Source organism: Mesorhizobium sp. P171375, assembly GCF_057786075.1.
Genome location: NZ_JBYNWF010000001.1, coordinates 6,727,321 through 6,751,658, shown reverse-complemented (window position 1 = coordinate 6,751,658; position 24,338 = coordinate 6,727,321). Strand labels below are relative to the sequence as shown.

Here is a 24,338-nt window from a genome sequence, read left to right as displayed (position 1 = left end):
CCCTAGAAGTCGTGCCTGGCGGGCCGGCGCCCGTTCTGTCATAAAATATGTGGTACTGCAAATTAAAATGTGGCACCTTGCAACAAATGATTGGGAGATGTTAACAGACCGGCAGCAACCCGGCTTTCCCGACCAGGCGAGGGACCTTTCGGATGGACTTCATCTTCATGCTGACGCGAAACGATCGCACGGTCGAGGACTGCCTCGACCTGGTCGATCTGATCGAGCCTGTCGGTCTGAAGCATGTCGGCTTCAAGGATATTGGCGTTGCGCCCGATGTGCTGCGCAAGCTCGCCGGCGCCATTCGCCGGACAGGCGCCACCACTTATATGGAAGTCGTCTCGACGACAGCGGAGGCGTGCCTCAACTCCGCGCGCATTGCCCGCGATCTCGGCATCCAACGCCTGCTTGGCGGCACCCAGGTCGACGAGATCATGGCGCTGCTGGAGGGGAGCGACACCGATTACTACCCTTTTCCGGGCCGGCCGGTCGGCCATCCGACCAAGCTCGGCGGCTCCCCGGGAGATGTCGAGGCCGATTGCCGCTCCTTCGCGGAAAAGGGTTGTGCGGGATGCGATATCCTCGCCTATCGCGCCACCGAGGCCGACCCGGCCGAACTGGTTCGCGCCGCCCGACGCGGCCTTGGTCCGTTGCGGCATCTGATCGTAGCCGGCGCGGTGGCTTCAGCCGATCGGATCAAGGCAATCAAGCAGGCTGGCGCAGACGCTTTTACCATTGGCACAGCGGTTTTCGACGGTTCCTATTCGCCGACGAAAGGTTCTATCCTCTCGCAACTGCGGGATGTCCTCGCGGATTGCGAGCGTGTCTAATGGCGGTTATCGGCATCGATCTCGGCACCCAGAGCCTTAAGGCGGTTGTCGTCGATGACGAGTTGCGGCTGCGTGGCGAGGCCGGCGTGCTTTACCAGCCGGCCTTTCCGGCGCCGGGATGGGCCGAACAGAATCCGGCGCTGTGGCTGGCGGCGCTGAAGCCGGCGATTGCCGACGCGCTCGACAAGGCCGGGCTGGCGCCATCCGACATCAAAGGAATCGCCATTGCCGGACAGCTCGACGGCTGTGTCGCTGTCGATAGCAGCGGTCAGGCGCTGGCGCCGTGCATCATCTGGATGGACCGGCGCGCATCGGGAGAAATTGCCGGCATCGACCCGGACTTCATCCGCGAGCGCACCGGTCTCGTTCTGGACGCAACGCATATGGCGGCGAAAATCCGCTGGGCAACGCGCAACCTGCCCGAAGCGCGCCGAGTAGCACTCTGGCACCAGCCGGTATCGTTCGTGGTCGCGGCTTTGTGCGGCCGTGCCGTCATCGACCACGCGCTGGCCTCGACGACCATGCTCTATGGGCTGAAGGAGCGCTTCTATGCCGGCGATCTGCTCGCCGCCTTCGACATCGATGCAGATAAATTGCCCGGCATCGACGATGCATCGGCGGTCGCCGGCGCCTTGACTGCGGCCGGCGCCGAGCTGACAGGCCTGCCTGTGGGCACGCCGCTGGCAGTCGGCACCGGCGACGATTTTTCCGCAGCTATCGGCGCCGGCGTTGTCGTGCCCGGTGCCGTTACCTGCAATCTCGGCACGGCGGAAGTGGTCGGCGCGGTATCCGACACGCTCCGCCTCGACACCGGCGGCCTGGTCGAGACGCATGGTTTTCTCGACGACCGCTATTTCGTCTCCAATCCCGGATGGCTTTCGGGCGGTGCAGTGACCTGGTTCCTGTCCACCTTCGGCGTCGATTCTCCGGCGGCAATGTCGGAGCTGGCGGCGACGGTCGTTGCCGGCAGCGACGATTTGCTGTTCCTGCCGGCACTGTCCGGCGCCATGGCGCCGCGCTGGATCGCCGAGGCGCGGGGCGCTTTCTACGGCCTTACTTCCTTCCACGGCAAAGCGGCCTGCGCCCGCGCTGTGCTGGAGGGCTGCGCCTTTGCCATGCGTGACGTGGTCGACCGGCTGGACGAGCTCGGCATCGCCACCGGGCGCATTCGGCTTTCCGGCGGCGCCGCCCGCAGCCGGGTGTGGGCACAGATCCGCGCCGATGTCGGTGGCAGGCCGGTCGAGATAGCAAGCGCCGCCGATGCCTCGCCGATCGGTGCGGCAATCCTTGCCGCCACCGCCATCGGCCTTTCGTCCTCACTGCAGCAGGCCGCCGAAAGGCTGAGCGGTGGCATCGAGACGATCGACCCCAATCCTTCGGCCAAGGCCACCTACGACAGAAGTTACCGCCGGTATCGGACCCTGTTCGATGCCCTGACCCCGCTTCATGCTGACTGATTGGACGGCATCCCGATGTCCAAGGAAATGCTCGATCGCCTTATTGCCGGTACGTTGCCGGATCCGGATGGTGAGGGCATGCTATCGGTGCCGCTGAAGACCATCGTCATCGGGCGCGGTCTCGGCGACGAAGCGGATGCGCTGGTCAAGCCGTTGCCGCTCGGCCGCAAGCTCGCCGTGGTTATGGATCCCGACACGCGCCTGGCGCTGGGCGAGAGGGTGTCGATCGCGCTGCGCGGCTCCAGCGATGTCGACAAGATCATCCTGCCGCGCCATCCGCATCCGGACATGGACGCCGTGCGATCGGTGATCGCCCGCACGAAAGACGCCAGCGGCCTGGTCGCGGTCGGATCGGGCTCGATCAACGACATCACCAAATATGCCGCGCATCTCACCCAAAAACCCTATGCGGTGTTTGGCACCGCACCTTCGATGAACGGCTATACCTCGGTGTCGGCGGCGATCACCGAGGACGGGCTGAAGAAATCGCTGACGGCGAGCCTGCCGGCCGGTGTGTTTCTCGATCTCGACGTGATGGCGCGGGCGCCGCACCGGCTGATCGCCGCTGGCTTCGGCGACTCGATGGCGCGACCGACCGCCCAGACGGACTGGCTGATGGCGCATCTTTTGCTCGGCACGCCTTACAGGCAGGCGCCGTTCATGCTTCTGGCTGAGGACGAGAAGACGCTGATCGCCAAGGCCGGCGAACTCAGGACAGGCGACCTTGAGGCAATGGAAGTGCTGGTGCGCACGCTGGTCATGTCCGGCCTCGGCATGACTTTGTGTGGCGGCTCCTATCCTGCCAGCCAGGGCGAACATTTGATCGCCCACTACATCGATATGCGCGGCCAGGGCCTGCCCGAGGCGCATCACGGCGAACACATAGCGGTGACGACGTTGACAATGGCGCGGCTGCAGGAACGTGTGCTGGCATTGCCGGAGCTGCAGCTTGCGCCGTCCGCCGATACACAGGACCGCTTCATCGAGATCTTTGGCGAGACGCTTGGACGCTCCTGCTGGGCAGCGTTCAAGCCCAAGCTGCTCGACCATGAGCGGGCGACCGCCATCAACACCATGCTGGCCGAGCAATGGCGTTCGTATCGCGAAAGGCTTTCCCGCGTGGCCCGTCCGGCGCGCGAGATCGCGGCAGCACTGCGTGCCGCCGGTGCGCCGACCACGCCGCAGGAGGTCGCCATACCGGCTGCCTTCTACGACGAAGCAGTCGCCAACGCCCGGCTGATCCGCGACAGGTTCACTATGCTCGACGTCGCGGCCGTCTCGCTCGAGACGGTCGCGGCGGGAGCCTGAGCGGGTGCTGCGTCCGCTTGCCGACTTCACCACCCTGGACCGGCGCAAGATCGCCGTGGTGCTGACCGACATAGACGACACCTTGACTGACGGGGGACGATTGCCGGCAAAAGCCTATGCGGCGCTGGAGCGGCTGAAGCAGGCTGGGTTCATCGTCGCGCCGGTCACCGGCCGCCCGGCTGGCTGGTGCGACCTGATCGCGCGGCAATGGCCGGTGGATGGTGTGATCGGCGAGAACGGCGCGTTCTATTTTCGCTACGACGACGCTGCCAAGCGGATTGTTCGCCACTACGCCAAAAGCGCTGCCGAACGGCAGGCCGATGCCGCACGTCTGCGCGAGATCGAGCAGACGGTGCTGCGTGAGGTTCCGGGTGCGGCGGTCGCCGCCGACCAGCTCTATCGCGAGGCCGATCTGGCGATCGACTTTTGCGAGGATGTCGCGCCGCTGCCAAAAACCGAAGTGCTGAAGATCGTCGGTATCTTCCAGCGCTGTGGCGCGACGGCGAAAATTTCGTCCATCCATGTCAATGGCTGGTTCGGCAAATACGACAAACTGTCGACAAGCCGGCTATTCTTGCAGGACTGTTTCGGTATAGATATTGACCACGACAAGGACAGCATTGCCTTCGTCGGCGATAGTCCAAACGATGCACCAATGTTCGGCTTCTTCCCCAACAGCGTCGGCGTCGCTAATGTGCTGGACTTCGCCGGCGAACTTCCGGCATCTCCTGCCTTCGTCACAAGCGGGCGCGGCGCGCAAGGATTTGCCGAGCTTGCCGACGCGTTGATTGCTGCAAAGGGAATGGAAGTGTCATGGATCAAGGCCGACTGACGAAGAAGGAGCGGCACGCGCTTATCCTTTCGGAAGTGCGCCGGTCGGCGTCCATACGCATCTCCAAGCTCGCCCGGCGAATCGGCGTCGCCGGCGAGACCATCCGCCGCGATCTCATCGAACTCGGCGATGCCGGGCTGATCAACCGCACTTATGGCGGCGCGACGATCTCGCTGGTGACGACCGAACCGGTGATTTCCGAGCGCGGGCTGACCCTGGTCGACGAGCGCGCCCGCATCGGCCGCGGCGCGGCCGGCCTGGTCGAGAAGGGCCAGATCGTGATGATCGATGGCGGCTCGACCACTTATGAGGTGGCACGCAACCTTTCGCAGCTGAAGCGCGACCTTACCATCATCACCAATTCCACCGGCGTGGCCTCGGTGGCCGGCGCCAATCCGACCTTCCGCGTGCTGCTTTGCCCCGGAACCTATGACAGCAGGGAAGGCAGCGTGCTGGGCGAAGACACGGTCGAGTTCGTGCGCCGCTACAACGCTGACGTCGCCATCATCGGGGCGTCGGGACTAAGTGCCGACGGCCCGAGCGACATGATCTCCGGCGCCGCGGCAGTCAAGCGCGCGATGATATCGCGTTCACTGTCGACGGTGCTGGTGGTGACCCACGACAAGTTCGGCCGCTCCAGCCTGGAGCGCATCTGCGGACTTGACGACATTGCCGATATCGTCACCGACAGCGAACCGAAGAGCGACCTGCGCACTGCTGCCGAACAGGCGGGCACGGAGCTGCACGTGTTTGCCGGCGACTGATTGGGCGGCGCCGCTGGCTATCCGGCAGCATCCCGGTTGGTCAGCGCGATGTGGCAGCAGCCTGAGCCGTGGCCCGGCGTCCAGGTGACATTGTCGAAGCGCACGCCCGTCGCCTCGAAAAGGCCGCGGTCGAAGGCGCCGGCGATGCGGCAGAGCGTGGCGAGCTTTTCATCGCCGACACCGGCCTCGATCCAGGCCTCCTTCAGTGGGCAGCGTTTTACCTTGAAGGCGATATGGTCAGGTCCGCGCTCGACATCGGTCGGATACATCAGGCCGCCATCCGGGCTGACGGCCAGGAACGCTTCGCCGATGGCCGCTGCGTCGTTGGGCCCGAAGCGGGCAAAGGCTGCTGCCGCCACCTCCTTGCCGCGCTGTTCGATGGTGCGGATCATGATCGCTTCGGCTCTTTCCGCGCCCAGTTCGCCGGTCAGCTCGTCGAGAAACAGGCGGTAGAGATCGGCCCGGTTGCGGAAGGCGGAATCGAGTTCTCGCGAGAGTTTTTCGGCTCTGGCTTCGGCGTCTGTCATGGTACCTGCCTGCTGCGTCTGTTCAATCTTGGTGCCGCCGCCACCAGCGCCTTGCCGATGGCCGATTGCGGCGCGTCGATAACGGCGCGGGCGTCGCCGCTCTCGGCGATCCGCCCGGCGTCGAGAAGGACGATGCGGTGGGCGATGGCCCGCACCACGCCGAGATCATGCGAAATGAAGAGATAGGCGATCCGTTCCCTGGCCTGCAGGTCGAGCAGCAGCTCGAGGATCTGGCCGCGCACCGAAACATCGAGCGCCGACACCGCCTCGTCGAGCACGATCAGCGACGGGTTCGTTGCGATGGCACGGGCAATCGCCACGCGCTGACGCTGGCCGCCGGAGATTTCATGGATGGCGCGTGGAGCAAGATCGGCCGTCAGCCCAACACGCTCGAGCAAGGCAGCGATCCGGGCAGGCCGTTCGGCTCGAGAGGCGATGGCATGGATGCGCAAGGGATCGTCAAGCACGCGCGCCACCGTGGCGCGCGGGTTGAAGGCGGCGAGCGGATCCTGAAACACCATTTGCAGGTCGGCTCGCCGGGCGCGCAGGGCAGCGTCGTTCAAGGTAAGGAAGTCATCGCCTTCGAATTGTATGTTTCCGGCATCCGGTTCGATCAGTCTGAGCACCAGCCGCCCGATTGTCGACTTGCCGCTGCCGGAGGGGCCGGCCAGCGCCAGCGTCTCGCCGGGTTCGACGGTGAAGGAGACGCCGTCGACGGCGGCAATGGCCTTGCCGCCGCGGCGATAGCGCTTGGTCAGATCGGAGACGGCGAGCAGACTCATGCCGGCGTCCGTCGCAGCAGCGGCGAGGCGTCGAGGCCAAGATGGGCGTCGAGCAGCGCGCGCGTATAGTCCTGGCGCGGGGCATTGACGATCTGCTCCGTCGAGCCGATCTCGATCACCTCGCCGTGCCGGAACACGGCGATGCGTTCGGCAAGCTCGGCGGCCAGCGCGATGTCGTGGCTGATGAACAACAACGTCATGCCATCCTCGATGACCAGTTGCCGGATCAGCGCGACGATCTCGGCTTGCACGATGGTGTCGAGCGCGCTGGTCGCCTCGTCGGCGATCAGCAGTTTGGGTCCGGCGGCAATGGCCGCGGCGATCGCTACGCGCTGCTTCTGGCCGCCGGAGAGCTGATGAGGAAAGGCGCGTATGGCGGAGGCCGGGTCGGGCAAGCGGACGCGTCCGAGCAGGTGCTTTGCCCTGGCGTAAGCTTGTGGCCAGTCAAGGCCGAGATGGGTGTGGGCGACTTCGGCGATTTGCTTGCCGACCGCCATCACCGGGTCGAGGCTGGCGGAAGGGTCCTGGAAGACGAAGCCAATGTCGCGACCAGGGAGGGGCTGTCGGGGTCCGCCAATCGCGGATGTTCGGCGTTCCGTCACACCCCCCTCTGTCCTGCCGGACATCTCCCCCGCAAGGGGGGAGATTGCTCTCTCATCTCCGCTTTCACCAATCACGAACGTTGCAGAAGGGAGGCCGTCGGCAAAGCTGTTGATCTCCCCCCTTGCAGGGGAGATGTCCGGCAGGACAGAGGGGGGTGGGAAGGATCGCGGCGCCTGAAATTGCCACCTGATACGCCCCTCAACCTTGGCTGAACCCGGCAGCAACCCGGCAATCGCCAGCGCCAGCGTGCTCTTGCCCGAACCGCTCTCGCCGATGATCGCCAGCCGCTCGCCGGCAACGATATCAAGGCCGACGCCTTTCAGCGCCGTCACCTCGCTACCATCACGTCGATAGCGCACCGACAGGTCGCGGATCTCAGCCAGCGCGGTCACGAAAGGCTCCTCCTCACCGCCGTCGTCTCGACCACGCCTTCGCCGGCGAGATAGATACCGAGCACGGTCAGCACGAGCGCGATACCTGGAACGATCGACAGGAAGGGCGCGGTGCGCAGAACGGTGCGGCCCTCGGCGATCATGCCGCCCCAGGTGACGCGATTGGGGTCGCCGAGGCCGAGGAAGGAAAGTGCTGCTTCGGTGAGGATCGCGGCGGCGACGATCACCGAGGACAGCGCCAGCACCGGCGGCAGAGCGTTCGGCAGCACTTCACGGAAAGCGATCGCCATCGGATGCATGCCGATGACGCGGGCGCCGGCGACATAGTCGCGCTCGCGGATCGACAGTACCTCGGCGCGCGCCACACGCGCCGGTCCGGTCCAGGCGCCAAGCGCGATGGCCGTGACGACAATGCCGAGCGACGGGCCAACGACGCTGACGAAGGCCAGCGCCAGGAGAAAGCTAGGCACGGTCTGAAAAGCATCGGTGATGCGCATCAGCACCTCGTCGACGAGGCCGCCGACAAAGCCGGCTAGCGTGCCGATGACCGCACCGATGATGAGCGCCGCCGCTGCCGCGGCCAGGCCGACCGCCAGCGAGGTGCGGGCGCCGTGAAACAGTTCTGCCAGCACGTCGCGGCCGAGCCTGTCGGTGCCGAGCGGCAGCGACCAGTCCTGAAACGGCGGCAGCAGGGCCGGACCGGCGATGGCTTGAGGGTCGCCGGGGAAAAGCAGCGAGGCAGACAGCGCCATGGCGAAAAGCACCGCCAGAATGATCGCGCCGGCGACCGCTTCCGGCCGGCGCAGGAGCCGGTTGAGCGGGCTCACGCGCCGGCCTCGCTGGCGCCGACGCGCGGGTCGAGAAAGGCGTAGGCGATGTCGACGGCAAGGTTGATGGCGATGACCAGGACGGCGCTGGTGAGGATAATGCCGAGCAGCAGCGGTGTGTCGCGCGAGGCCACCGCTTCCTGCGCCAGCCGGCCGAGCCCGGGCACGGCAAAGACACTCTCGATGACCACGCTGCCGCCCAGCATCTGCGCCGATTGCAGGCCGAGCATGGTGACCAGCGGCAAGAGCGCATTGCGGGCGACGTGGGCCAACACGATGCGGCGGCGCGACAGCCCCCTGGCGCGGGCGGCGAGGACAAAATCCTGCCGCCAGGCCTCGGCCATGCCGGCCCGCATCATGCGCAGATACAGCGCGAGATAGATGAAGCCGAGCGCGGAAACCGGCAGTACGAGATGGACGACGATGTCGGCGGTGCGGGCGAAGCCGGTCTTGTCGGAGGCCAGGCTCTCGATGCCACCGATCGGCAGCCAGCGCAAATCGACGGCGAAGACGACGATCAGCACCAGGCCGAGCCAGAACCCAGGCACGGCATAGAGCGCCAGCGAGCCGATGGACAGGAAGCGGTCGCGAAAACTGCCGGGTCTGGCACCGGCATAGATGCCGAGCGCCGAGCCCAAGCCGAAGGAGAGCGCGGTGGCGCTGACCATCAGAAGGAATGTCGTCGGCAGGCGCTCGAGGATGACTTCGCGGATCGGTCGCGAGAAGGTGACTGACTGGCCGAGGTCGAGATGCAGCAGCGCCCAGAGATAGTTGGCGAGCCGTGTCAGTTCCGACTGATCGAGGCCCCAGCGATGACGCAGCAATTCGATCATGCCGGCATCGCCACCGGTCGAGACGATATACGCGTCGACGGCGTCACCGGGGGCGGCTTCGAGCAAAAGGAAGGTGCCGATGATGACGATCAGCAGCACGAAGATGCTGCCGACGAGACGGCGGCGAATGAGGGTGAGGGCGCGGGTCATGGCGAAATGGCGCCGCCCGCAAGCATTTGAAGTTGCGCTCTACGGCGCCCCCCTCTGTCCTGCCGGACATCTCCCCCGCAAGGGGGGAGATCAGCTGTCATCGCTGCCTTCGCCAATCTCCAACGTTGCAGGACTGAGCGGGCGGCAGAAACTGCCAATCTCCCCCCTCGTGGGGGAGATGTCCGGCAGGACAGAGGGGGGCGCGAAGGAACTCTCATCCTTGATGATGAGCACTCGCTCAAATGATGCGCAAGCATCGCGTGCGGATCGCGCTAGCCCGCCAGATACGTGTCCGCCCAGTTCGAAACCGCCCAGCGCGGATTGTTGGCGATATTCCCCACCGTGTCGCGCGCGACGCTGATAAAACTCCACTCCGCAACGTTGATCAGCGGCAGGTCGGCGGCCACCTCCTTCTGGAATTCCTTGTACAGATCGGTGCGCGCTGCGGTGTCGAGCGTTTCCGATGCCTTGGCGATCAGCGCATCGAGCGCATCGTTCTTGTAGCCGCCCTGGTTGGAGAAAGGCACGCCGCCCGGAATGCCGCTCTGCACCAGGATGGTGGTCGAGATCGCCGGGTCGCCGCGGAACACTGGCGGGCCGACGGCGAGGTCGAAGGCGTGGTCGGTGTAGACCGCCTTGATGTGCGCGGGCGCATCGTTGTTGACGATCTCGGCGTCGATGCCGATGGCAGCCAGCGCCTGGCGCAGATAGTCGCCGAATTGTTTGGTCTCGTTGAAATAGGGCGCCGGCAGGAGTTTGAGAGCAAAGCGCTTGCCATCATCGGCTTTGGCGTAGCCGGCCTCGTCGAGCAAGGCGTTGGCCTTGGCGACGTCGAACGGATAGGTCGGCACGTCGGCGGTGTAGAATTGCGGGTCATTCTTCGGCACCGGGCCGGTGGCGGTCGCGGCATAGCCGAGGAACACCGTCTTGACGACGAAATCCTTGTCGATGGCATGCGCGATGGCCTGGCGCACCTTCACGTCGGCCAGTTCCTTGCGGCGATGGTTGATCTCGACGACGAGCTGGTAGGTCAACCCCTCATAACCCTTGGAAATCACCTTCAGCCGCGGCACCTTGGAGATGCGGTCGAGGTCGGCCAGCGGCACGGCGGAGAAGGCGGCGAGCTGGATCTCCTGGGCCTCGAGCGCGGCCGCCGCCGAAGTGCGGTCAGGCAGCACCTGATAGATAATCTCGTCGAGATAGGGCTCGTCCTTGCCCCAGTAGTCGGCATTCCTGGTCAGCTTGTAATACTGGCCGGCCTTGTACTCGCCGAACTTGAACGGGCCGGTGCCGATGGGCGCATTGTTGGCCGGGTTCTCCTCGATCTTGCCGACCTCATAGACATGCTTTGGCACCACGCTCGACAGCGCCGGCAAGGCGTTGCGGATGAGCTGGAATGGCGTCGGCTTGGCGAATTTGAATACGGCGGTGAAGTCGTCCGGGGTATCGACGCTGGCCAGATCCTTGAACACGGTGCGGCCGAGATTTTGCAGCGGCTTCCAGATCTGCAGCGCCGAGAAGGCGACGTCGGCCGAGGTGAACGGCTTGCCGTCATGCCATTTGACGCCCTCGCGTAGCTTGAAGGTCACCGACAGCCCATCGGCGGCGCCTTCCCAGGAGAGAGCAAGGCGCGGCTCGAGCCCATCCTTGCCGTCAAACGAAGCTTCGGCCAGCGTCTCGACGATCTTGCTGGAGATGAAGAAAACGCCGTTGGAGGCGACGATCGCCGGATTGAGATTGCGCGGCTCGGAATCGGCGGCGAGCACGAGGCGGCCGCCCTTCTTCGGTGTCTGCGCCCAGCCCAATGTCGGCATGGCGGTGGAGGCCAGCAGCAAGGCCGACCCCGAAAGCAGCGCGCGTCTAGAAATATCTGACATGATCGAACTCCGTCCTCTCCGCGACCCTGCCGGGTGCACCAATCCCCCTCGGATACCAGCGGATCCGCCAGCCTCCTTGTAGCGCCGATTATGGGCCTTGTGCGGGGTTTCGCCAGAGACGGATTTGGCGCATCCTTGCTTGGCTTTGAAATTTTCGTCCGCTGGACCAGTTAGAAGCAGTGGCTCCATCCAATCATTCTGGTAGGACCAGATTGGCTGAGTAGCCGACGAATGACGATTTGCTGACTGGCGCGGTGACGCCATTTCCTTGTTTCTGGCTGGACCAGACTGAGCAAAATGGTGCAGATTTGATCGACAGCCAAGGGATCGGGCGCAGCGCGACTGACGATCCCAAGCAATCAGGGAGAGAAAGATGAACATCGCCCCGGGCAAGAATGCCGTCAGCAATATCCCGTTCGACCAGGCACGGGTCGACCGGCTGATGGAAGAAGCCGGCATTGATCTGCTGCTGGCGACGTCCAAGCACAACACGCAATATCTGCTCGGCGGCTACAAGTTCATCTTCTTTGCCGCCATGGATGCGATCGGCCACAGCCGCTATCTGCCCGTTGTCGTCTACGAAAAGGGCGGGCCGGAGCATGCCGCCTATATCGGCAACCGTATGGAGGGTGCGGAACACCAGAACAACCCGTTCTGGACGCCGACGCTGCATGCCGCCTGCTGGGGCACGCTCGACGCCGCCAATCTTGCGGTGGAGCATACCAGCAAGATCGGCAAGGCGGGCGCGCGCATCGGCATCGAGCCGGCCTTCCTGCCATCGGACGCCTATGCGCTGATCCGCAAGGCGTTGCCGGACGCCAAGCTGATCGATGCGACCGACATGCTGGAGCGCATGCGCGCCATCAAGACCGATGCCGAGCTGGAAAAGCTGCGCATCGCTTCCGAGCTGATCACCGATTCCATGCTGGCGACCATCCAATGGGCGCGCGAAGGCATCACCAAGGCCGATATTATCGAGCATCTGCGGCGCGAGGAAACCAATCGCGGCGCGCATTTCGAATATTGCCTGCTGACGCTCGGCTCCAGCCACAATCGGGCGGCGTCGCCGCAGGCGTGGAAGAAGGGCGAGGTGCTGTCGATCGATTCCGGCGGCAATTACCGTGGCTATATTGGCGATCTCTGCCGCATGGGTATTCTCGGTGAACCCGATGCCGAACTGGAAGATCTGTTGGCCGAGGTCGAGACGGTGCAGCAGGCGGCCTTCTCCAAGGTCAAGGCAGGCACCATTGGCGGCGACATGATTTCGCATGCCGAGGGAGTGCTGAAGGCCTCCAAGGTTGCGCCCTATACGGATTTCTTCGCCCACGGCATGGGGCTGATCACGCATGAAGCGCCGTTCCTGATGACCAACCACCCCGTGACCTATGAAGGCACCTATGCGGCCAAGCCGCTGGAGACGAACATGGTGCTGTCGGTGGAGACGACGATGCTCCACCCGACGCGGGGGTTCATCAAGCTGGAGGATACGCTGGCCGTGACGGAGACGGGGTATGTGATGTTTGGGGATAGGGCTCGGGGATGGAACAGGGGTGGGGTGGCTTAATTATAGTACGCCAGGATTGCCATTTTCAGGCTCGGAATAACCACGAGCTCACCTGACCGCTTCGTCGTAAAATACGAGCCAGGCAACTTTAGCGCTTCGGATATGACTTTGTCCGTTTCGCGTGAGTTGTTCATGCACTGCAAAGATAGTGAGAAAAAGCCCTCTGGACCGACCCAGCCTTGTGGCACAGGCGTGTCCTGCCATTCGGCATAGCTGTAGTAGTATGCGTTCCGATCTGTGGCTGGATAGCCCCGACCCTGACGGGCATTTTGGAAAAACGACAACCCCTGTTGCCCAATTGCGGAAAGTGTCTCATCGGTCAGGTCGAAAATTACTCCGCCACATGCCTTCCGGAGAAGGACTACCGCATCGCTTCCTTGTGTGTTGACGCGATATGTCTTTATCCTATCGGGTAATGCTTTCGTGTAAGAAGCAACCTTATAGTGCTCCCATCCGATCCAGGTTGATAGCGCGGCCACTAACGGAATTATCACGAAGTACCGGCCCAAGAATATGCCCTTTCTGAGCAGGAAATTGGCTATCGGATAGCCTATGCTCTGCCTCGAAGCCGGTTATTCGAAGGCGTTTATGTGCAGATTTCCACGATCTGAAAAATCTATGCGCCCGCCGGAATCAGCCTGAAATCCGGCAGCTCCCGCAGCACCAGCTCCGGCCCGGCCGGCGAGTAAACGACGAAGAGCTGCATCGGTCCGTCACCCGTATTCAGCGTCGAATGAAACCGGCTTTCCGGCACATAGATGGTGCAGCCGGGCCCGACTTTCGCCACCACCGGGTTGCCGTTCTCGTCCTCGACCATCTGCTCGCCATTGCCCGAAATGACGAAGATGATCTCTTCGGCGCCGGGATGATTGTGGCGGGTGTGGCCCTTGCCTGAGGGCAGGTCGACGACGCCGCCGGAAAAGCGCATCGCGCCATTCACTTCCGGAGCGACCGTCAGCGCCAGCTTGCCCCAGTCGAAGCCGAAGGCGTTGACGTCCTTCGGGTAGACAAACACCTTGCTCTTGTCGGTCATCTCTCATCCCTTCTTTTTCTTCTGGTCGTGCAGCGTGACGGCTTTGAAATCCGCCGTCTGCCTGGCGATCGCGGCTTCGGCCGGCAGCCGTTCCATCGAGCTTGCGCCATAGAAGCCGTGCAGGTCCTTGCAGCGATCGAGAATGTAGCGGGCGTCGTCCGGCATCGAGATCGGTCCGCCATGGCAAAGCAGGATGACGTCCTTGCGCACCGAACGGGCGGCGTTGGCGATGGCGTCGATCTGGACAACGCAGTCGTCGAGCGACTTGGCCGACGTCGCGCCAATCGAGCCACCAGTCGTCACGCCCATATGAGCGACGATGATATCGGCGCCGGCTCGTGCCATGGCGCGAGCCTCGTCCGGGTTGAAGACATAGGGCGTGGTCAACAGGTCGAGCTTGTGCGCCTCGGCGATCATGTCGACCTCGAGGCCGAAGCCCATGCCAGTCTCCTCAAAACTCTGCCGCATGCTGCCATCGAACAGGCCGATGGTGGGGAAATTCTGCACGCCGGAAAAGCCCATCGTCTTCAGCTCGGTGAGAAGCAGCGGCATGATGACGAAGGGATCGGTGCCGTTGACGCCGGCCAGCACCGGCGTCTTCTTGACCACCGGCAGCACCTCATAAGCCATTTCCTTGACGATCTCGTTGGCATTGCCATAGGCGAGCAGGCCGGCGGCCGAGCCGCGCCCGGCCATGCGGTAGCGGCCGGAATTGTAAATGATGATCAGGTCGATGCCGCCGGCCTCCTCGGCCTTGGCCGACAGGCCGGTGCCGGCGCCGCCGCCGACGATCGGCACGCCGTCGGCGATCATCGCCTTGAACTTCTTCAGTATGTCCTTGCGCGGTATGGCGGCCATGTCTGGGCTCTCACTGTCTGGCGATGTCGAGGAAGGCCGCGGTTGCGGCCTTGGCAAATTGTGGATCGTTGATGTGCAGCGGCAGCCGCGTGACGCGGCGCGTGGCATTCGGCTGGACGGTTCGCTCGATGGCGTCGAACAGGATGGCGTCAGCTTGCGGATCGAAGAAGGCGCCGCCCTCAATGTCGAGCGCCGATACACCTTTTTCCGGGATCAGGAAATGCACCGGTCCCTCGCAACGGCTCAGCTTCTCGCCGATCCATTCGCCGATGCTGCGGCATTCGTCGGCTGTCGTGCGCATCAGCGTGACGTTGGGATTGTGCTCGTAAAACAGCCGGCCGCGATATTTCCCGGGAATGGTCGGTGGCGCCCAGAAATTGACCATGTCGAGCGCGCCGACAGAACCGACATAGGGGAGCTTGGTGCGAGCAACGGCGCCGAAGCGATCTTCCGTCGCCGGCAACACGCCGCCGAACAGCAGGTCGCAGACCTCCGTCGTGGTGATGTCGATGACGCCGGCGAGCAGGCCACTGTCGGCGAGCTTCTCCATCGAGCGGCCACCGGTGCCGGTGGCGTGGAAGACCATGCAGTCGTAGTTTGCCCGGAGCTGGTCGGCGATGGCCGTCACGCAAGGGGTAGTGACGCCGAACATGGTCAGCCCGAGCGCTGGTTTGCCGGTTGCAGCCGGCGCGGGTTTCGACGCCATGCCCGCTATGGCCTGCGCCGCATTGTGCAACACCGTGCGGGAGAGCCGGTTCAGTCCCGCCATATCGGTCACCGAGGGCATCATGATGATGTCGGAGACGTCGACATAGGGCGCTGTGTCGCCGGAGGCGAGCGTCGAGACCATGATCTTTGGGACGCCCAGCGGCAGTGCGCGCATGCCCGATGTGACGATCGAAGTGCCGCCGCCACCGCCAATGCCGATCACGCCGGATATGTCGTCGCGCGACAGGATGAACCTGGTGAAGGCGGCGCCCATTCCTGCCACCGCGGTACCTCGGTCGTCGATGCCGAGCACGGCGCTAGCTCCGCCCGGGTGATGCGCGGCGACCTCGCTGGCTGGAATATTGACCGGCACGGTGGCGTCGCGCGTGCCGATGTCGACGCGGGCTACCGAACTGCCGGTGGCGGCAATCGTATCGGCCAGGAAGGCAAGTTCTTCGCCCTTGGTGTCGGCTGTGCCCACCACATAGATGCGTTTCATCGCGTTCTCCCGTCGCCGGCTGACCCCGCGTTGAGCCGCCCGCCGCTCACTTGCCCGGCCCTTCGTTGAACGAAGGCCATTGCAATTTTTTGAGACGCGCGTATCGTATTGATATGGATGTCTCACGTCAACAAGCTGCAGCAGGCGACGACGCCAAAGATGCTGCCGAACGCGGCCCGCGTGCCCGCACGAGGCGGCTGATGCTGGAGACGGCGACGCGGCTGATGCAGGCGGGCGTCACGCCCTCGGTCAGCGAAGTCGCGGAGGCGGCTGAAGTCTCGCGCGCAACCGCTTATCGCTATTTCCCGAGCCAGGCAGCCCTGGTGCATGCCGTGGTCGACGAGGGACTCGGGCCGATCCTGACCTGGCAATCGGCTTCGAAAGATCCGGAACGCCGCGTCGCCGAATTGTTCGACACGGCCATGCCGCGCATCGAGGCTTTCGAGGCGACCTTCAAGGCAGCGCTGAAACTGTCGCTCGACCAGTGGGCGCAGCGCCAGGCGGGCACGCTGGGGGGCGAGCCGCAGTTCACACGCGGTCATCGCGTCCAGCTGCTGAAGGATGCAATTGCGCCGCTCAAGGGGCAGCTGCCGCCGCGCGAATTCAAGCGCCTGGCGCAGGCGCTGTCGATGATGTTCGGCGTCGAGGTGCTGATTGTGCTGAAGGACATATGGGGGCTCGACAGCCGCGGCATGCGGTCGGTCGCGCAATGGGCGGCGGGCGCCTTGGTGCGCGCCGCGATGGCGGAATCGATGACAGAAGCGGATACGGCGCGGCCGGCGGCAGCGGTGAAATAGCGCCAATCTGGTTCGACCAGATTTGAGCGGCCACTACCGATGTTAACCTGGATGTGGGTACCAAAACAAGGCTTTCCTATATCAAGGAGTAGGAAAATTAAGGGAAAACAGTCAGATACATGAGAAATCCGGTTATGCAAGCTCCGGCTGTGGTCCAAGAAAGAGCTTGACGGCTATCCAAAATTGGTAATACCAGATCAGGACAGAAAAAGCGGATCGAAAGTGAGAGCTGCGGTCCATTTTCCGGCAAAGCGCGGAGGCTTAGAACCGGAAAGGTGCGATCTCGGGAGGAACTACCAGGGCCGGCCCCGTTGCCGGCTCGCATGATACGGTAGAATGCGCACAAGGGAGGAAACATTATGCGCAAGACAATGACCAGCCTGCTTGCTGGTATCGGCTTAGTGCTTGCCTGCGGAACGTCTGTTTACGCGCAGGATAAATCGCTCACCATCTTCTGGGCGGAATGGGATCCGGCCAATTACCTGCAGGAACTCGGCAACGAGTACGAGAAGGAAACCGGGGTCAAGATCACGGTGGAAACCACGCCATGGTCCGACTTCCAGACCAAGGCCTTCACCGAGTTCAACGCCCATGGCGATGCCTACGATATGGTCGTCGGCGACTCGCAATGGCTCGGCGCCGGCTCGACCGGCGGCCACTATGTCGACCTGACCGACTTCTTCAACAAGCACAAGGTTGGCGAAGTGATGGCGCCGGCGACGGTGAAATACTACGCCGAATATCCGGGTGGCAGCAGCAAGTACTGGGCGATCCCGCTCGAAGGCGACGCGGTCGGCTGGTCCTATCGCAAGGATTGGTTCGAGGACCCCAAGGAAAAGGAAGCGTTCAAGGCCAAGTACGGCTACGATCTCGACGTGCCGAAGGATTTCAAGGCGCTGCGCGACATCGCCGAATTCTTCTACCGGCCGGATCAGAAGAAATACGGCATCGCCATCTATACCGACAATTCCTATGACGCTATGGCGATGGGCTTCGAAAACGCGCTGTTCTCGTATGGCGGGGAACTGGGTGACTATTCGACCTACAAGGTCGATGGTTTCATCAACTCCGACAAGGCGATCGCGGCGCTCGACGCCTACAAGGAACTCTACAAGTTCACCCCTCCGGGCTGGGCCAAGTCGTTCTTCGTCGAGGACAACCAGGCGATCACTGAAAACCTGGCCGCGATGAGCATGAACTACTTCGCGTTCTTCCCCTCGCTGATCAACGAGGCGTCGAACCCGAACGCCAAGAATACCGGCTTCTTCGCCAATCCTCCCGGCCCCGGCGGCGAGCAGTTCGCAGCGCTCGGCGGCCAGGGTATCTCCATCGTCTCCTACTCGCAGAAGCAGGACGAGGCGGTGAAGTTCCTTGAATGGTTCATCAAGGACGAGACCCAGAGGAAGTGGGCGGCACTCGGCGGCTACACCTGCAGCGCTGCCGTCCTCAAGTCGGACGAATTCCAGAACGCCACGCCCTACAACAAGGCCTTCTATGAGACCATGTTCAAGGTGAAGGACTTCTGGGCGGTGCCCGAATATGCCGAACTGCTGCAGCAGCTCAACCAGCGCATCTATCCCTATGTGATCGGTGGTCCCGGCACCGCCAAGGAGACGCTGGACGCGCTTGCCGCCGACTGGAACGCGACCTTCAAGAAATACGGCCGCGGGCAGTAATCGACTTCTTTACGGAGGGGGCGATTGGTGCCTCCTCCGTTTTCTTTTTCAGAACCGGGAGCAGGGTCTTGGCGACCACGATGATCACAACGCTGGACAGGTCCTCGCGAGCCGCCGCACGCGGCCTCAGCGACATTTCGATCCGCAATCTCTTCATCATTCCGACGATCCTGTTCCTGATCGTCTTCAACATTTTCCCGCTGATCTATTCGCTGGGTTATTCCTTCACCGATTTCCGCGCCTCGACCAATGCGCCGGCAAATTTCGTCGGGCTGCAGAATTATCGCGACCTGCTCAACGATCCCTATGTCTGGTCGAATTTCGCCATCACGGCCAAATACGTCATTGTCTCGGTCACCGGCCAGCTGCTGGTCGGCTTCGGCGTGGCGATGCTGCTCAACCGGGATATCCCGCTCAAGGGCCTGATCACCACGCTCCTGCTGCTGCCGATGATGCTGTCGATGGCCGTTGTCGGCCTGTTCTGGAAGCTGCTCTACGACCCATCGTGGGGCGTCATCAACTATGCGCTCGGGCTCGGCAATTTCGAGTGGCTGGCAGACCCCAAGATGGCGCTCTACGCCGTAGCGCTGACCGACATCTGGATGTGGTCGCCCTTCGTGATGCTGTTGTCGCTGGCCGGCCTTTCGGCGGTGCCGAAGCATCTCTACGAGGCCGCCGCGATCGACCGCGCCGGACCGTTCTACACCTTCTTCCGCATCACCCTGCCGCTGGTGGCGCCGATCCTGATGATAGCGGTCATCTTCCGCACCATGGAAGCGTTCAAGACCTTCGACCTCGCCTACATCCTGACCAGCCAGCCGACGGCCGAGCTGATCTCGATCCGGCTCTACAAGATGGCCTTCCAGGAATGGCAGACCGGGCGCTCCTGCGCGATGGCCTACATCGTGCTGATCATGGTGCTGGCAATCACCAACATCTACGTCAAGTATCTGAACAAAGTGAAGGAGCGCTGAGATGGCTGCCGTCCGCACTTCTTCCGAAGTCGCCTTCAACCGCGCCGCAATCGTCGTTGTGCTGGTGGTGACGATCATCTTCCTGGCGCCGATCTACTGGATCGCCTCGACGGCATTCAAGCCGCGCAATCTCGCCACCACGATCCCGCCGACCGTGGTCTTCCAGCCGGAGATATCGCCCTTCGTCAAGCTGTTCACCAAGCGCTCGCAGCTGCGCACGCCACCGACGCCCGAAGAATACGCAGCCGCCCCGTGGTGGGAGCGGGTCGTCTTCGACGGCGGCGAAAAGATCGTACGTGACGGCAAGGGCCAGGTGCAGTGGTCGGGCTATCCGAACCGCTTCATGAACTCGCTGATCATCGCCATCACGTCGACGGTGCTGGCGGTCGGTATGGGCACCTTCACCGCCTACGGCTTCTCGCGCTTCAGGGTTAAGGGGGAGGCGGACCTGCTCTTCTTCATCCTGTCGACGCGCATGCTGCCGCCGGTCGTCGTCGCCATTCCAATGTTCCTGATGTACCGGGCAGTTGGCCTCAACGATTCCCATGTCGGGCTGATCATCCTCTACACCGCCTTCAACCTGTCCTTCTCGGTCTGGCTGATGAAAGGCTTCATGGACGAGATCCCGAAGGAGTATGAGGAAGCAGCCCTCGTCGACGGCTACACCCGCATGGAAGCCTTCTTCAAGATCGTGTTGCCCGAGGCTGCCACCGGCATCGCCGCCACCGCGGTGTTCTGCTTCATCACCGCGTGGAACGAATATGCCTTCGCGCTGATCATGACCAACCGCCGCGCCCAGACCGCACCGCCCTTCATCCCCAGCCAGGTCGGCGCCGGCTTGCCGGACTGGACGGTGATTGCGGCAGGCACTTTCCTGTTCCTGATGCCGGTCGCGATCTTCACCTTCCTGCTCCGCAATCATTTGTTGCGCGGCATGTCGTTCGGAGCGATCCGCAAATGAGCTTTCGCACCATCAACCAGAAATATCTCGAACCCGGCTCGCAGATCCTGATGGTGCTCGGCATCGTCGCGCTCTGCCAGCCCTGGAACATGCTGCTGCACACATACGGCCTGACCATCATCCTGATCGGCCTGATCGGCTTCAACATCACCTCGAAGATCGCGCCGGAAGAGAAGGCCGGCACTGGCCACGGTGCGGACGAGCCGGCGCGAAATCCGGGAGCACCGCATTGACCCAGATCGAGCTTCGTGGCGTTCAGAAATTCTTCGGCGCCGTCCAGGTCATCAAGGACCTCAACCTCAAAATCGACGACAACGAATTTATCGTGTTGCTCGGCCAGTCAGGCTGCGGCAAGACGACGACGTTGCGCGCCATTGCCGGGCTGGAGACGATCGATGGCGGCGATATCCTGATCGACGGCAAGCCGGTGCAGCACCTCAAGGCCGCCGACCGCGACATCGCCATGGTGTTCCAGTCGTTCTCGCTCTATCCGCATATGAGCGTCTACGAGAATGTTGCTTTCCCACTCAGGGCAACGCGAAAGAGCAAGGCTGAAATCGACCAAGAAGTGCGCTCGGTCGCCAAGACGCTGCAGATCACTGACCTCCTGGCCAAGAAGCCGTCGGCTCTGTCGGGCGGAGACATGCAGCGCGTCGCTATCGGCAGGGCGCTGGTGCGGCGCCCGAAGGCGATGCTGATGGACGAACCGATCGGAGCGCTCGATGCCAAATTGCGCGAGGAGATGCGGGCCGAGATCAAGCGGCTGCACATCAAGCAGGGCTCGACCACCATCTATGTCACGCATGATCAGATCGAGGCGATGAGCCTCGCCGATCGCATCGTCATCATGCATGAGGGCGTGCTGCAGCAGGTCGGCTCGCCAGACGAGGTCTATTCGCATCCGGCCAATCTGTTCGTGGCGCAGTTCGTAGGCAGCCCGGTGATGAATGTCGCCGATGCGTCGGTCGCAGAAACGGCGTCCTCGGCCTCGGTCACCGTCGGTGGTGCTGCCGCCGGTTTCGAATTCCCGCGCGCGCTTTTGTCCAAGCTCAACGGCCACGCCGGCGGCCAGCTGGCGCTCGGCATACGGCCCGAAGGCGTGCTGGTGCGCCATGAAGCGGCGGAGGGCTTCCTGCCGGTCGAAACGCAGATCGTCGAGCCGCTCGGCTCCTTCGACATTGTCGACCTCAAGGTCGGCTCCAAAATGCTGCGTGCCCGCACCAAGAGCGGCTTCGTCGGTGGCCCCGGCGAAAGGGTCTTCGCCAGGATCGATCCGACGCAGGCGCATTTCTTCGATACGGCAAGCGGCAAGTCGCTTGGGGTGAGGCTCTGATGGCGCATATCCAGCTCAAGAACATTTCCAAGAGCTTCGGCAACCACACCGCGCTGACCGGGCTCAATCTCGAGATCGCCGATGGCGAGTTCTTCGTGCTGCTCGGCGAGACGGGAGCCGGCAAGACGACGACGCTGCGGATGATCGCCGGCCTGGAGAAGCCCAGCGAAGGGCAGGTTCTGATCGATGGCGTGGACGTCGCCGATTGGGGTGCGGCCGAGCGCGACGTGGCGCTCGTACTGCAGCAATATTCGCTGTATCCGCGCTACACAGTGCGGGAGAACCTCGAATTTCCGCTGAAGCCGAAGATCCGCCGGCTGCCCGATGCCGAGATCAAGGATCGCGTCGACCGCGCCGCCAGGACACTGCGGATCGAACATCTGCTCGACCGCAAGACCGATCGCCTTTCGGGCGGCGAGATGCAGCGCGTCTCCATCGGCCGCGCCATCGTGCGCAAGCCGCGTGTGTTCCTGATGGACGAGCCGCTGTCGGCGCTCGACGCCAAGCTGCGCGAGGCGCTGCGGACGGAGCTGAAGAACCTGCAGATACAGCTCGGCGCCACCTTCCTGTTCGTCACCCATGACCAGATCGAGGCGATGTCGATGGGCGACAAGGTCGGCGTGTTGAACCACGGCCGCATCGTGCAGACCGGCACGCCGCACGAGATCTACAACAATCCGCGCGATACCTATGTGGCGAGCTTCGTCGGCTCGCCGCCGATGAACCTCATCGACGGACGGCTGGTGGATAATCGCGCGGTGATGGCGCCGATGAATTTCGAGCTGCCGCTTTCAGGGGGAGCCAAGGGTTTTGGAGGGGCGAAAGCGGGCGCGGCGACCGAAGGGCGCCCGCTCGTCTTCGGCATCCGTCCGGAGGATGTCTATCTGGAGAGCGGCGCGCCGGTCGAGGCACGCGTCCATGATGTCGAGAACCATGGCGTGGAAAAGATCCTGACGCTCAGGGTCGGCGACACGACGCTACGCGCCACCGTGCCGGCCAGGACCGATGTGGCGATCGAGCAATCGGTGCGCTTCGCGTGGAATGCGGACAAGGTCGTGCTGTTCGACAAGGGCAGCGGCGTAAGCCTGCGGCACACCAGCTAGGCTCTCCTGCAGACTTAAGCCGGCGCCAATCCGGTGGCGAAAATCGGCAGGCGCCCTACTATTTCTGGAAATAGGTCTCGTAGGGCGTGTCGTTGATCAGCAGGATCACGCACTCCGTGTCCGACAGGCAGGCGTCGTCGTGCATCTCATTGGCCTTTTGGGTCCAGTAGGACCCTGGCGGCAGTTCGACCTTGGTCGCTTCGCCGCCCTCCATCTGCCAATGCGCCCACAGCCCCTTGATGACCACCGCGCGGTAGTCGGCGGTGTGCGCATGGACCGGCGCGCGCCAGTTGCCGGGAACTTTCAGCAAGGTGCCCGCCGGCCCCTTGGCCCGCTCGCCCCATAATGGGCCTAGGCGATGCGGCTGGTCCGGCACTTCGGCGACATAGGGGATCTTGTCGGCCGGCAGGTAGCTGTCCTCGAGGGCGAAGGCGCGAGCGGGAAAGATGCACAGAATGGCGAGCGCTAGAAACGCAGAGCGACTGGACATGGTGGGTTCCTCCGCCTGCCAGACTATGGAGGTTGGTCGCGCGTGCAATGACATGCCGTCCAAAAGGTTTGGCAATTTCTCCAGCCGCAGAGGGACTGGCGGGACGTCCCCGAATCTCAGGAGTGCCCGAATCTCAGGAGTGTATGTCGCCGTCGCCGATATTGCGCAGGTGGCTCGGCGCCACGCCCATCACCCGCTTGAAGGCGCGGCTGAAGGAAGCCTCCGAATCGTACCCCAGTTTCGCCGCCGCCACCGACACTCTCAAACCGTCGCGGGTAAGCCATTGCCGGGCCTGGTGCATGCGCACGCGCAGCACATATTTGGCCGGCGTTTCGCCGACGACGGTGGCAAAGCGCTGGGCGAAGGCGGAGCGCGAAGCGCCCATCAGCCTTGCCAGCGCCTCGACCGTCCAGTCGCGGTCGGGCTGCAGGTGAATGGCGGCGAGCACCTTGCCGACATCGGGATTGCGCACGGCGGCAATCCAGCCGGAGGCATCGCCGCAGCCATTCTCCACCCAGGAGCGGATGATGGTGGCGGCGAGCACGTCGGCAAGACGCGCCAGAATGCCGCCGGAGCCGACCCGGTCCATCGTCACCTCGCCGGCCATGGCATCAAGCAAATGCTGGATGCCCGGCGCGTTGGTCATGAGCCTATGCGCCTGCATCAGATTGGGCATCATGTCGAGCAGCGGGTGCGAGCCGTCGAGGTTGAAGTGCATGCTGCCGCAGAACAACAACGTCTTGCAGCCATCGCAGCCGTTGGAGACGTCGTAGATGTTCTCGCATACCGGCTCGATTGAGTAGCGGCCGATCGGAACGGGCGGCACGCCTGGCGCGCTGGCCAGAATATGCTCGTCGCCGCGCGGGATCAGCAGCGCGTCGCCGACCGACAGTTCGATCCACTCCTTCGACGGCGAGAACAGCCAGCAGCTTTGCTGTCCAATGAAATGGAACCGCGCCGCTTTCTGCGCGGGAAAGGACACGGCCCAGGGCTCGCCAAGCACGCAGCGGCCATAGTCGACGCCGTCGAGGCGCAAGCCGCGCAGCATGTCGGTCAGCGGGTCGCCGGACGCGGGTAAAGCGGCTTTGGACGAATTGTAGTTCATTTCGGTGTTTCTAACATGGAAGCTCCAGACCGTCACTCCCTATGTTGCAGTGCAG

24 protein-coding genes are annotated in these 24,338 nt (G+C 63.3%); 13 read left to right on the top strand and 11 right to left on the bottom strand.

All coding sequences use genetic code 11. The features are described from left to right. Positions 1 to 152: 152 nt before the first annotated feature. Genes ACYHH6_RS32920 through ACYHH6_RS32900 form a run of 5 tightly spaced genes read left to right on the top strand, consistent with a single transcriptional unit; the run spans position 153 to position 5,191 of the window. Positions 153 to 830 (top strand): beta/alpha barrel domain-containing protein, encoded by a 678-nt coding sequence (locus ACYHH6_RS32920; RefSeq protein ID WP_352585568.1) that lies wholly within the window; start codon positions 153 to 155, stop codon positions 828 to 830. Then, positions 830 to 2,287 (top strand): xylulokinase, encoded by a 1,458-nt coding sequence (locus ACYHH6_RS32915; RefSeq protein ID WP_352585570.1) that lies wholly within the window; start codon positions 830 to 832, stop codon positions 2,285 to 2,287. The genes ACYHH6_RS32920 and ACYHH6_RS32915 overlap by 1 nt, the downstream gene beginning before the upstream one ends. Positions 2,288 to 2,302: 15 nt before the next feature. Next, positions 2,303 to 3,595, top strand: coding sequence for an iron-containing alcohol dehydrogenase (locus tag ACYHH6_RS32910; RefSeq protein ID WP_352585572.1), 1,293 nt, complete (start codon positions 2,303 to 2,305; stop codon positions 3,593 to 3,595). Positions 3,596 to 3,602: 7 nt separating this feature from the next. Continuing rightward, positions 3,603 to 4,427, top strand: a complete 825-nt coding sequence (locus ACYHH6_RS32905) for an HAD-IIB family hydrolase (RefSeq protein WP_352585839.1) — start codon at positions 3,603 to 3,605, stop codon at positions 4,425 to 4,427. Next, positions 4,409 to 5,191: a DeoR/GlpR family DNA-binding transcription regulator gene (locus ACYHH6_RS32900; RefSeq protein ID WP_352585574.1), complete on the top strand. Its 783-nt coding sequence runs from the start codon at positions 4,409 to 4,411 to the stop codon at positions 5,189 to 5,191. Before ACYHH6_RS32905 ends, ACYHH6_RS32900 begins: the two co-directional genes overlap by 19 nt. Positions 5,192 to 5,208: 17 nt before the next feature. Here the strand turns inward: ACYHH6_RS32900 and ACYHH6_RS32895 are convergent, their stop codons facing one another. From ACYHH6_RS32895 to ACYHH6_RS32870, 6 genes are all read right to left on the bottom strand, one after another. Further along, positions 5,209 to 5,718 (bottom strand): L-2-amino-thiazoline-4-carboxylic acid hydrolase, encoded by a 510-nt coding sequence (locus tag ACYHH6_RS32895; RefSeq protein ID WP_352585575.1) that lies wholly within the window; start codon positions 5,716 to 5,718, stop codon positions 5,209 to 5,211. After that, a complete protein-coding gene (locus tag ACYHH6_RS32890) occupies positions 5,715 to 6,500 on the bottom strand; it encodes an ATP-binding cassette domain-containing protein (protein WP_352585576.1) in 786 nt (261 codons plus the stop codon). Before ACYHH6_RS32890 ends, ACYHH6_RS32895 begins: the two co-directional genes overlap by 4 nt. Further along, a complete protein-coding gene (locus ACYHH6_RS32885) occupies positions 6,497 to 7,495 on the bottom strand; it encodes an ABC transporter ATP-binding protein (RefSeq protein ID WP_352585578.1) in 999 nt (332 codons plus the stop codon). Before ACYHH6_RS32885 ends, ACYHH6_RS32890 begins: the two co-directional genes overlap by 4 nt. Then, positions 7,492 to 8,322: an ABC transporter permease gene (locus ACYHH6_RS32880; protein ID WP_352585580.1), complete on the bottom strand. Its 831-nt coding sequence runs from the start codon at positions 8,320 to 8,322 to the stop codon at positions 7,492 to 7,494. Before ACYHH6_RS32880 ends, ACYHH6_RS32885 begins: the two co-directional genes overlap by 4 nt. Beyond that, the gene (locus ACYHH6_RS32875; RefSeq protein WP_352585582.1) at positions 8,319 to 9,305 is read right to left on the bottom strand and encodes an ABC transporter permease; all 987 of its coding nucleotides are present in this window, start codon (positions 9,303 to 9,305) and stop codon (positions 8,319 to 8,321) included. Before ACYHH6_RS32875 ends, ACYHH6_RS32880 begins: the two co-directional genes overlap by 4 nt. 272 nt (positions 9,306 to 9,577) lie before the next feature. After that, positions 9,578 to 11,182 (bottom strand): ABC transporter substrate-binding protein, encoded by a 1,605-nt coding sequence (locus tag ACYHH6_RS32870; RefSeq protein ID WP_352585583.1) that lies wholly within the window; start codon positions 11,180 to 11,182, stop codon positions 9,578 to 9,580. 373 nt (positions 11,183 to 11,555) lie between these two features. Here ACYHH6_RS32870 and ACYHH6_RS32865 point away from each other — a divergent pair, with 373 nt between their 5' ends. Then, positions 11,556 to 12,746 carry a M24 family metallopeptidase gene (locus ACYHH6_RS32865; protein WP_352585585.1) on the top strand — a complete coding sequence of 397 codons (1,191 nt, stop codon included), beginning with the start codon at positions 11,556 to 11,558 and terminating at the stop codon, positions 12,744 to 12,746. A 616-nt stretch (positions 12,747 to 13,362) separates the two neighbouring features. On the opposite strand, the gene ACYHH6_RS32860 is transcribed toward ACYHH6_RS32865, so the two are convergent. The 3 genes from ACYHH6_RS32860 to ACYHH6_RS32850 are packed head-to-tail and all read right to left on the bottom strand — an operon-like array spanning position 13,363 to position 15,844. Next, on the bottom strand, positions 13,363 to 13,779 hold the full coding sequence (locus ACYHH6_RS32860; RefSeq protein WP_352585587.1) for a cupin domain-containing protein: 417 nt from the start codon (positions 13,777 to 13,779) through the stop codon (positions 13,363 to 13,365). Between the two features lie 3 nt (positions 13,780 to 13,782). After that, the gene (locus ACYHH6_RS32855) at positions 13,783 to 14,637 is read right to left on the bottom strand and encodes a phosphoenolpyruvate hydrolase family protein (RefSeq protein ID WP_352585588.1); all 855 of its coding nucleotides are present in this window, start codon (positions 14,635 to 14,637) and stop codon (positions 13,783 to 13,785) included. A gap of 10 nt (positions 14,638 to 14,647) precedes the next feature. Next, the gene (locus tag ACYHH6_RS32850) at positions 14,648 to 15,844 is read right to left on the bottom strand and encodes a Tm-1-like ATP-binding domain-containing protein (protein WP_352585590.1); all 1,197 of its coding nucleotides are present in this window, start codon (positions 15,842 to 15,844) and stop codon (positions 14,648 to 14,650) included. Positions 15,845 to 15,957: 113 nt separating this feature from the next. Here ACYHH6_RS32850 and ACYHH6_RS32845 point away from each other — a divergent pair, with 113 nt between their 5' ends. The 7 genes from ACYHH6_RS32845 to ACYHH6_RS32815 all read left to right on the top strand — a co-directional run bounded on the left by ACYHH6_RS32845 (position 15,958) and on the right by ACYHH6_RS32815 (position 22,688). Next, on the top strand, positions 15,958 to 16,641 hold the full coding sequence (locus ACYHH6_RS32845; RefSeq protein ID WP_352585592.1) for a TetR/AcrR family transcriptional regulator: 684 nt from the start codon (positions 15,958 to 15,960) through the stop codon (positions 16,639 to 16,641). Between the two features lie 359 nt (positions 16,642 to 17,000). Beyond that, positions 17,001 to 18,317 (top strand): ABC transporter substrate-binding protein, encoded by a 1,317-nt coding sequence (locus ACYHH6_RS32840; RefSeq protein WP_352585594.1) that lies wholly within the window; start codon positions 17,001 to 17,003, stop codon positions 18,315 to 18,317. A 68-nt stretch (positions 18,318 to 18,385) separates the two neighbouring features. Next, positions 18,386 to 19,291: a carbohydrate ABC transporter permease gene (locus ACYHH6_RS32835; protein ID WP_352585596.1), complete on the top strand. Its 906-nt coding sequence runs from the start codon at positions 18,386 to 18,388 to the stop codon at positions 19,289 to 19,291. Position 19,292: 1 nt separating this feature from the next. After that, positions 19,293 to 20,252 (top strand): carbohydrate ABC transporter permease, encoded by a 960-nt coding sequence (locus ACYHH6_RS32830; protein WP_352585598.1) that lies wholly within the window; start codon positions 19,293 to 19,295, stop codon positions 20,250 to 20,252. After that, entirely contained in the window at positions 20,249 to 20,485 is a 237-nt protein-coding gene (locus ACYHH6_RS32825) for a hypothetical protein (RefSeq protein WP_352585600.1), read from the top strand. Before ACYHH6_RS32830 ends, ACYHH6_RS32825 begins: the two co-directional genes overlap by 4 nt. Further along, complete coding sequence (locus tag ACYHH6_RS32820; RefSeq protein WP_352585602.1) at positions 20,482 to 21,585, top strand: ABC transporter ATP-binding protein; 1,104 nt, start codon at positions 20,482 to 20,484, stop codon at positions 21,583 to 21,585. The genes ACYHH6_RS32825 and ACYHH6_RS32820 overlap by 4 nt, the downstream gene beginning before the upstream one ends. After that, entirely contained in the window at positions 21,585 to 22,688 is a 1,104-nt protein-coding gene (locus ACYHH6_RS32815; RefSeq protein WP_352585604.1) for an ABC transporter ATP-binding protein, read from the top strand. Before ACYHH6_RS32820 ends, ACYHH6_RS32815 begins: the two co-directional genes overlap by 1 nt. Positions 22,689 to 22,746: 58 nt before the next feature. Here ACYHH6_RS32815 and ACYHH6_RS32810 read toward each other — a convergent pair whose 3' ends face one another. Continuing rightward, positions 22,747 to 23,178, bottom strand: a complete 432-nt coding sequence (locus tag ACYHH6_RS32810; RefSeq protein ID WP_352585606.1) for a DUF4437 domain-containing protein — start codon at positions 23,176 to 23,178, stop codon at positions 22,747 to 22,749. Between the two features lie 133 nt (positions 23,179 to 23,311). Continuing rightward, the gene (locus tag ACYHH6_RS32805) at positions 23,312 to 24,283 is read right to left on the bottom strand and encodes an AraC family transcriptional regulator (protein WP_352585608.1); all 972 of its coding nucleotides are present in this window, start codon (positions 24,281 to 24,283) and stop codon (positions 23,312 to 23,314) included. Positions 24,284 to 24,338 lie beyond the last annotated feature (55 nt).

What these genes read in the sequence shown, in the direction of transcription:
- ACYHH6_RS32895 (WP_352585575.1), bottom strand. Translation starts at nt 5,718, where the DNA reads ATGACAGACGCCGAAGCCAGAGCCGAAAAACTCTCGCGAGAACTCGAT.
- ACYHH6_RS32900 (WP_352585574.1), top strand. Translation starts at nt 4,409, where the DNA reads ATGGATCAAGGCCGACTGACGAAGAAGGAGCGGCACGCGCTTATCCTT.
- ACYHH6_RS32875 (WP_352585582.1), bottom strand. Translation starts at nt 9,305, where the DNA reads ATGACCCGCGCCCTCACCCTCATTCGCCGCCGTCTCGTCGGCAGCATC.
- ACYHH6_RS32870 (WP_352585583.1), bottom strand. Translation starts at nt 11,182, where the DNA reads ATGTCAGATATTTCTAGACGCGCGCTGCTTTCGGGGTCGGCCTTGCTG.
- ACYHH6_RS32815 (WP_352585604.1), top strand. Translation starts at nt 21,585, where the DNA reads ATGGCGCATATCCAGCTCAAGAACATTTCCAAGAGCTTCGGCAACCAC.
- ACYHH6_RS32855 (WP_352585588.1), bottom strand. Translation starts at nt 14,637, where the DNA reads ATGGCCGCCATACCGCGCAAGGACATACTGAAGAAGTTCAAGGCGATG.
- ACYHH6_RS32845 (WP_352585592.1), top strand. Translation starts at nt 15,958, where the DNA reads ATGGATGTCTCACGTCAACAAGCTGCAGCAGGCGACGACGCCAAAGAT.
- ACYHH6_RS32920 (WP_352585568.1), top strand. Translation starts at nt 153, where the DNA reads ATGGACTTCATCTTCATGCTGACGCGAAACGATCGCACGGTCGAGGAC.
- ACYHH6_RS32890 (WP_352585576.1), bottom strand. Translation starts at nt 6,500, where the DNA reads ATGAGTCTGCTCGCCGTCTCCGATCTGACCAAGCGCTATCGCCGCGGC.
- ACYHH6_RS32860 (WP_352585587.1), bottom strand. Translation starts at nt 13,779, where the DNA reads ATGACCGACAAGAGCAAGGTGTTTGTCTACCCGAAGGACGTCAACGCC.
- ACYHH6_RS32865 (WP_352585585.1), top strand. Translation starts at nt 11,556, where the DNA reads ATGAACATCGCCCCGGGCAAGAATGCCGTCAGCAATATCCCGTTCGAC.
- ACYHH6_RS32910 (WP_352585572.1), top strand. Translation starts at nt 2,303, where the DNA reads ATGTCCAAGGAAATGCTCGATCGCCTTATTGCCGGTACGTTGCCGGAT.
- ACYHH6_RS32805 (WP_352585608.1), bottom strand. Translation starts at nt 24,283, where the DNA reads ATGAACTACAATTCGTCCAAAGCCGCTTTACCCGCGTCCGGCGACCCG.
- ACYHH6_RS32850 (WP_352585590.1), bottom strand. Translation starts at nt 15,844, where the DNA reads ATGAAACGCATCTATGTGGTGGGCACAGCCGACACCAAGGGCGAAGAA.
- ACYHH6_RS32810 (WP_352585606.1), bottom strand. Translation starts at nt 23,178, where the DNA reads ATGTCCAGTCGCTCTGCGTTTCTAGCGCTCGCCATTCTGTGCATCTTT.
- ACYHH6_RS32830 (WP_352585598.1), top strand. Translation starts at nt 19,293, where the DNA reads ATGGCTGCCGTCCGCACTTCTTCCGAAGTCGCCTTCAACCGCGCCGCA.
- ACYHH6_RS32825 (WP_352585600.1), top strand. Translation starts at nt 20,249, where the DNA reads ATGAGCTTTCGCACCATCAACCAGAAATATCTCGAACCCGGCTCGCAG.
- ACYHH6_RS32840 (WP_352585594.1), top strand. Translation starts at nt 17,001, where the DNA reads ATGCGCAAGACAATGACCAGCCTGCTTGCTGGTATCGGCTTAGTGCTT.
- ACYHH6_RS32915 (WP_352585570.1), top strand. Translation starts at nt 830, where the DNA reads ATGGCGGTTATCGGCATCGATCTCGGCACCCAGAGCCTTAAGGCGGTT.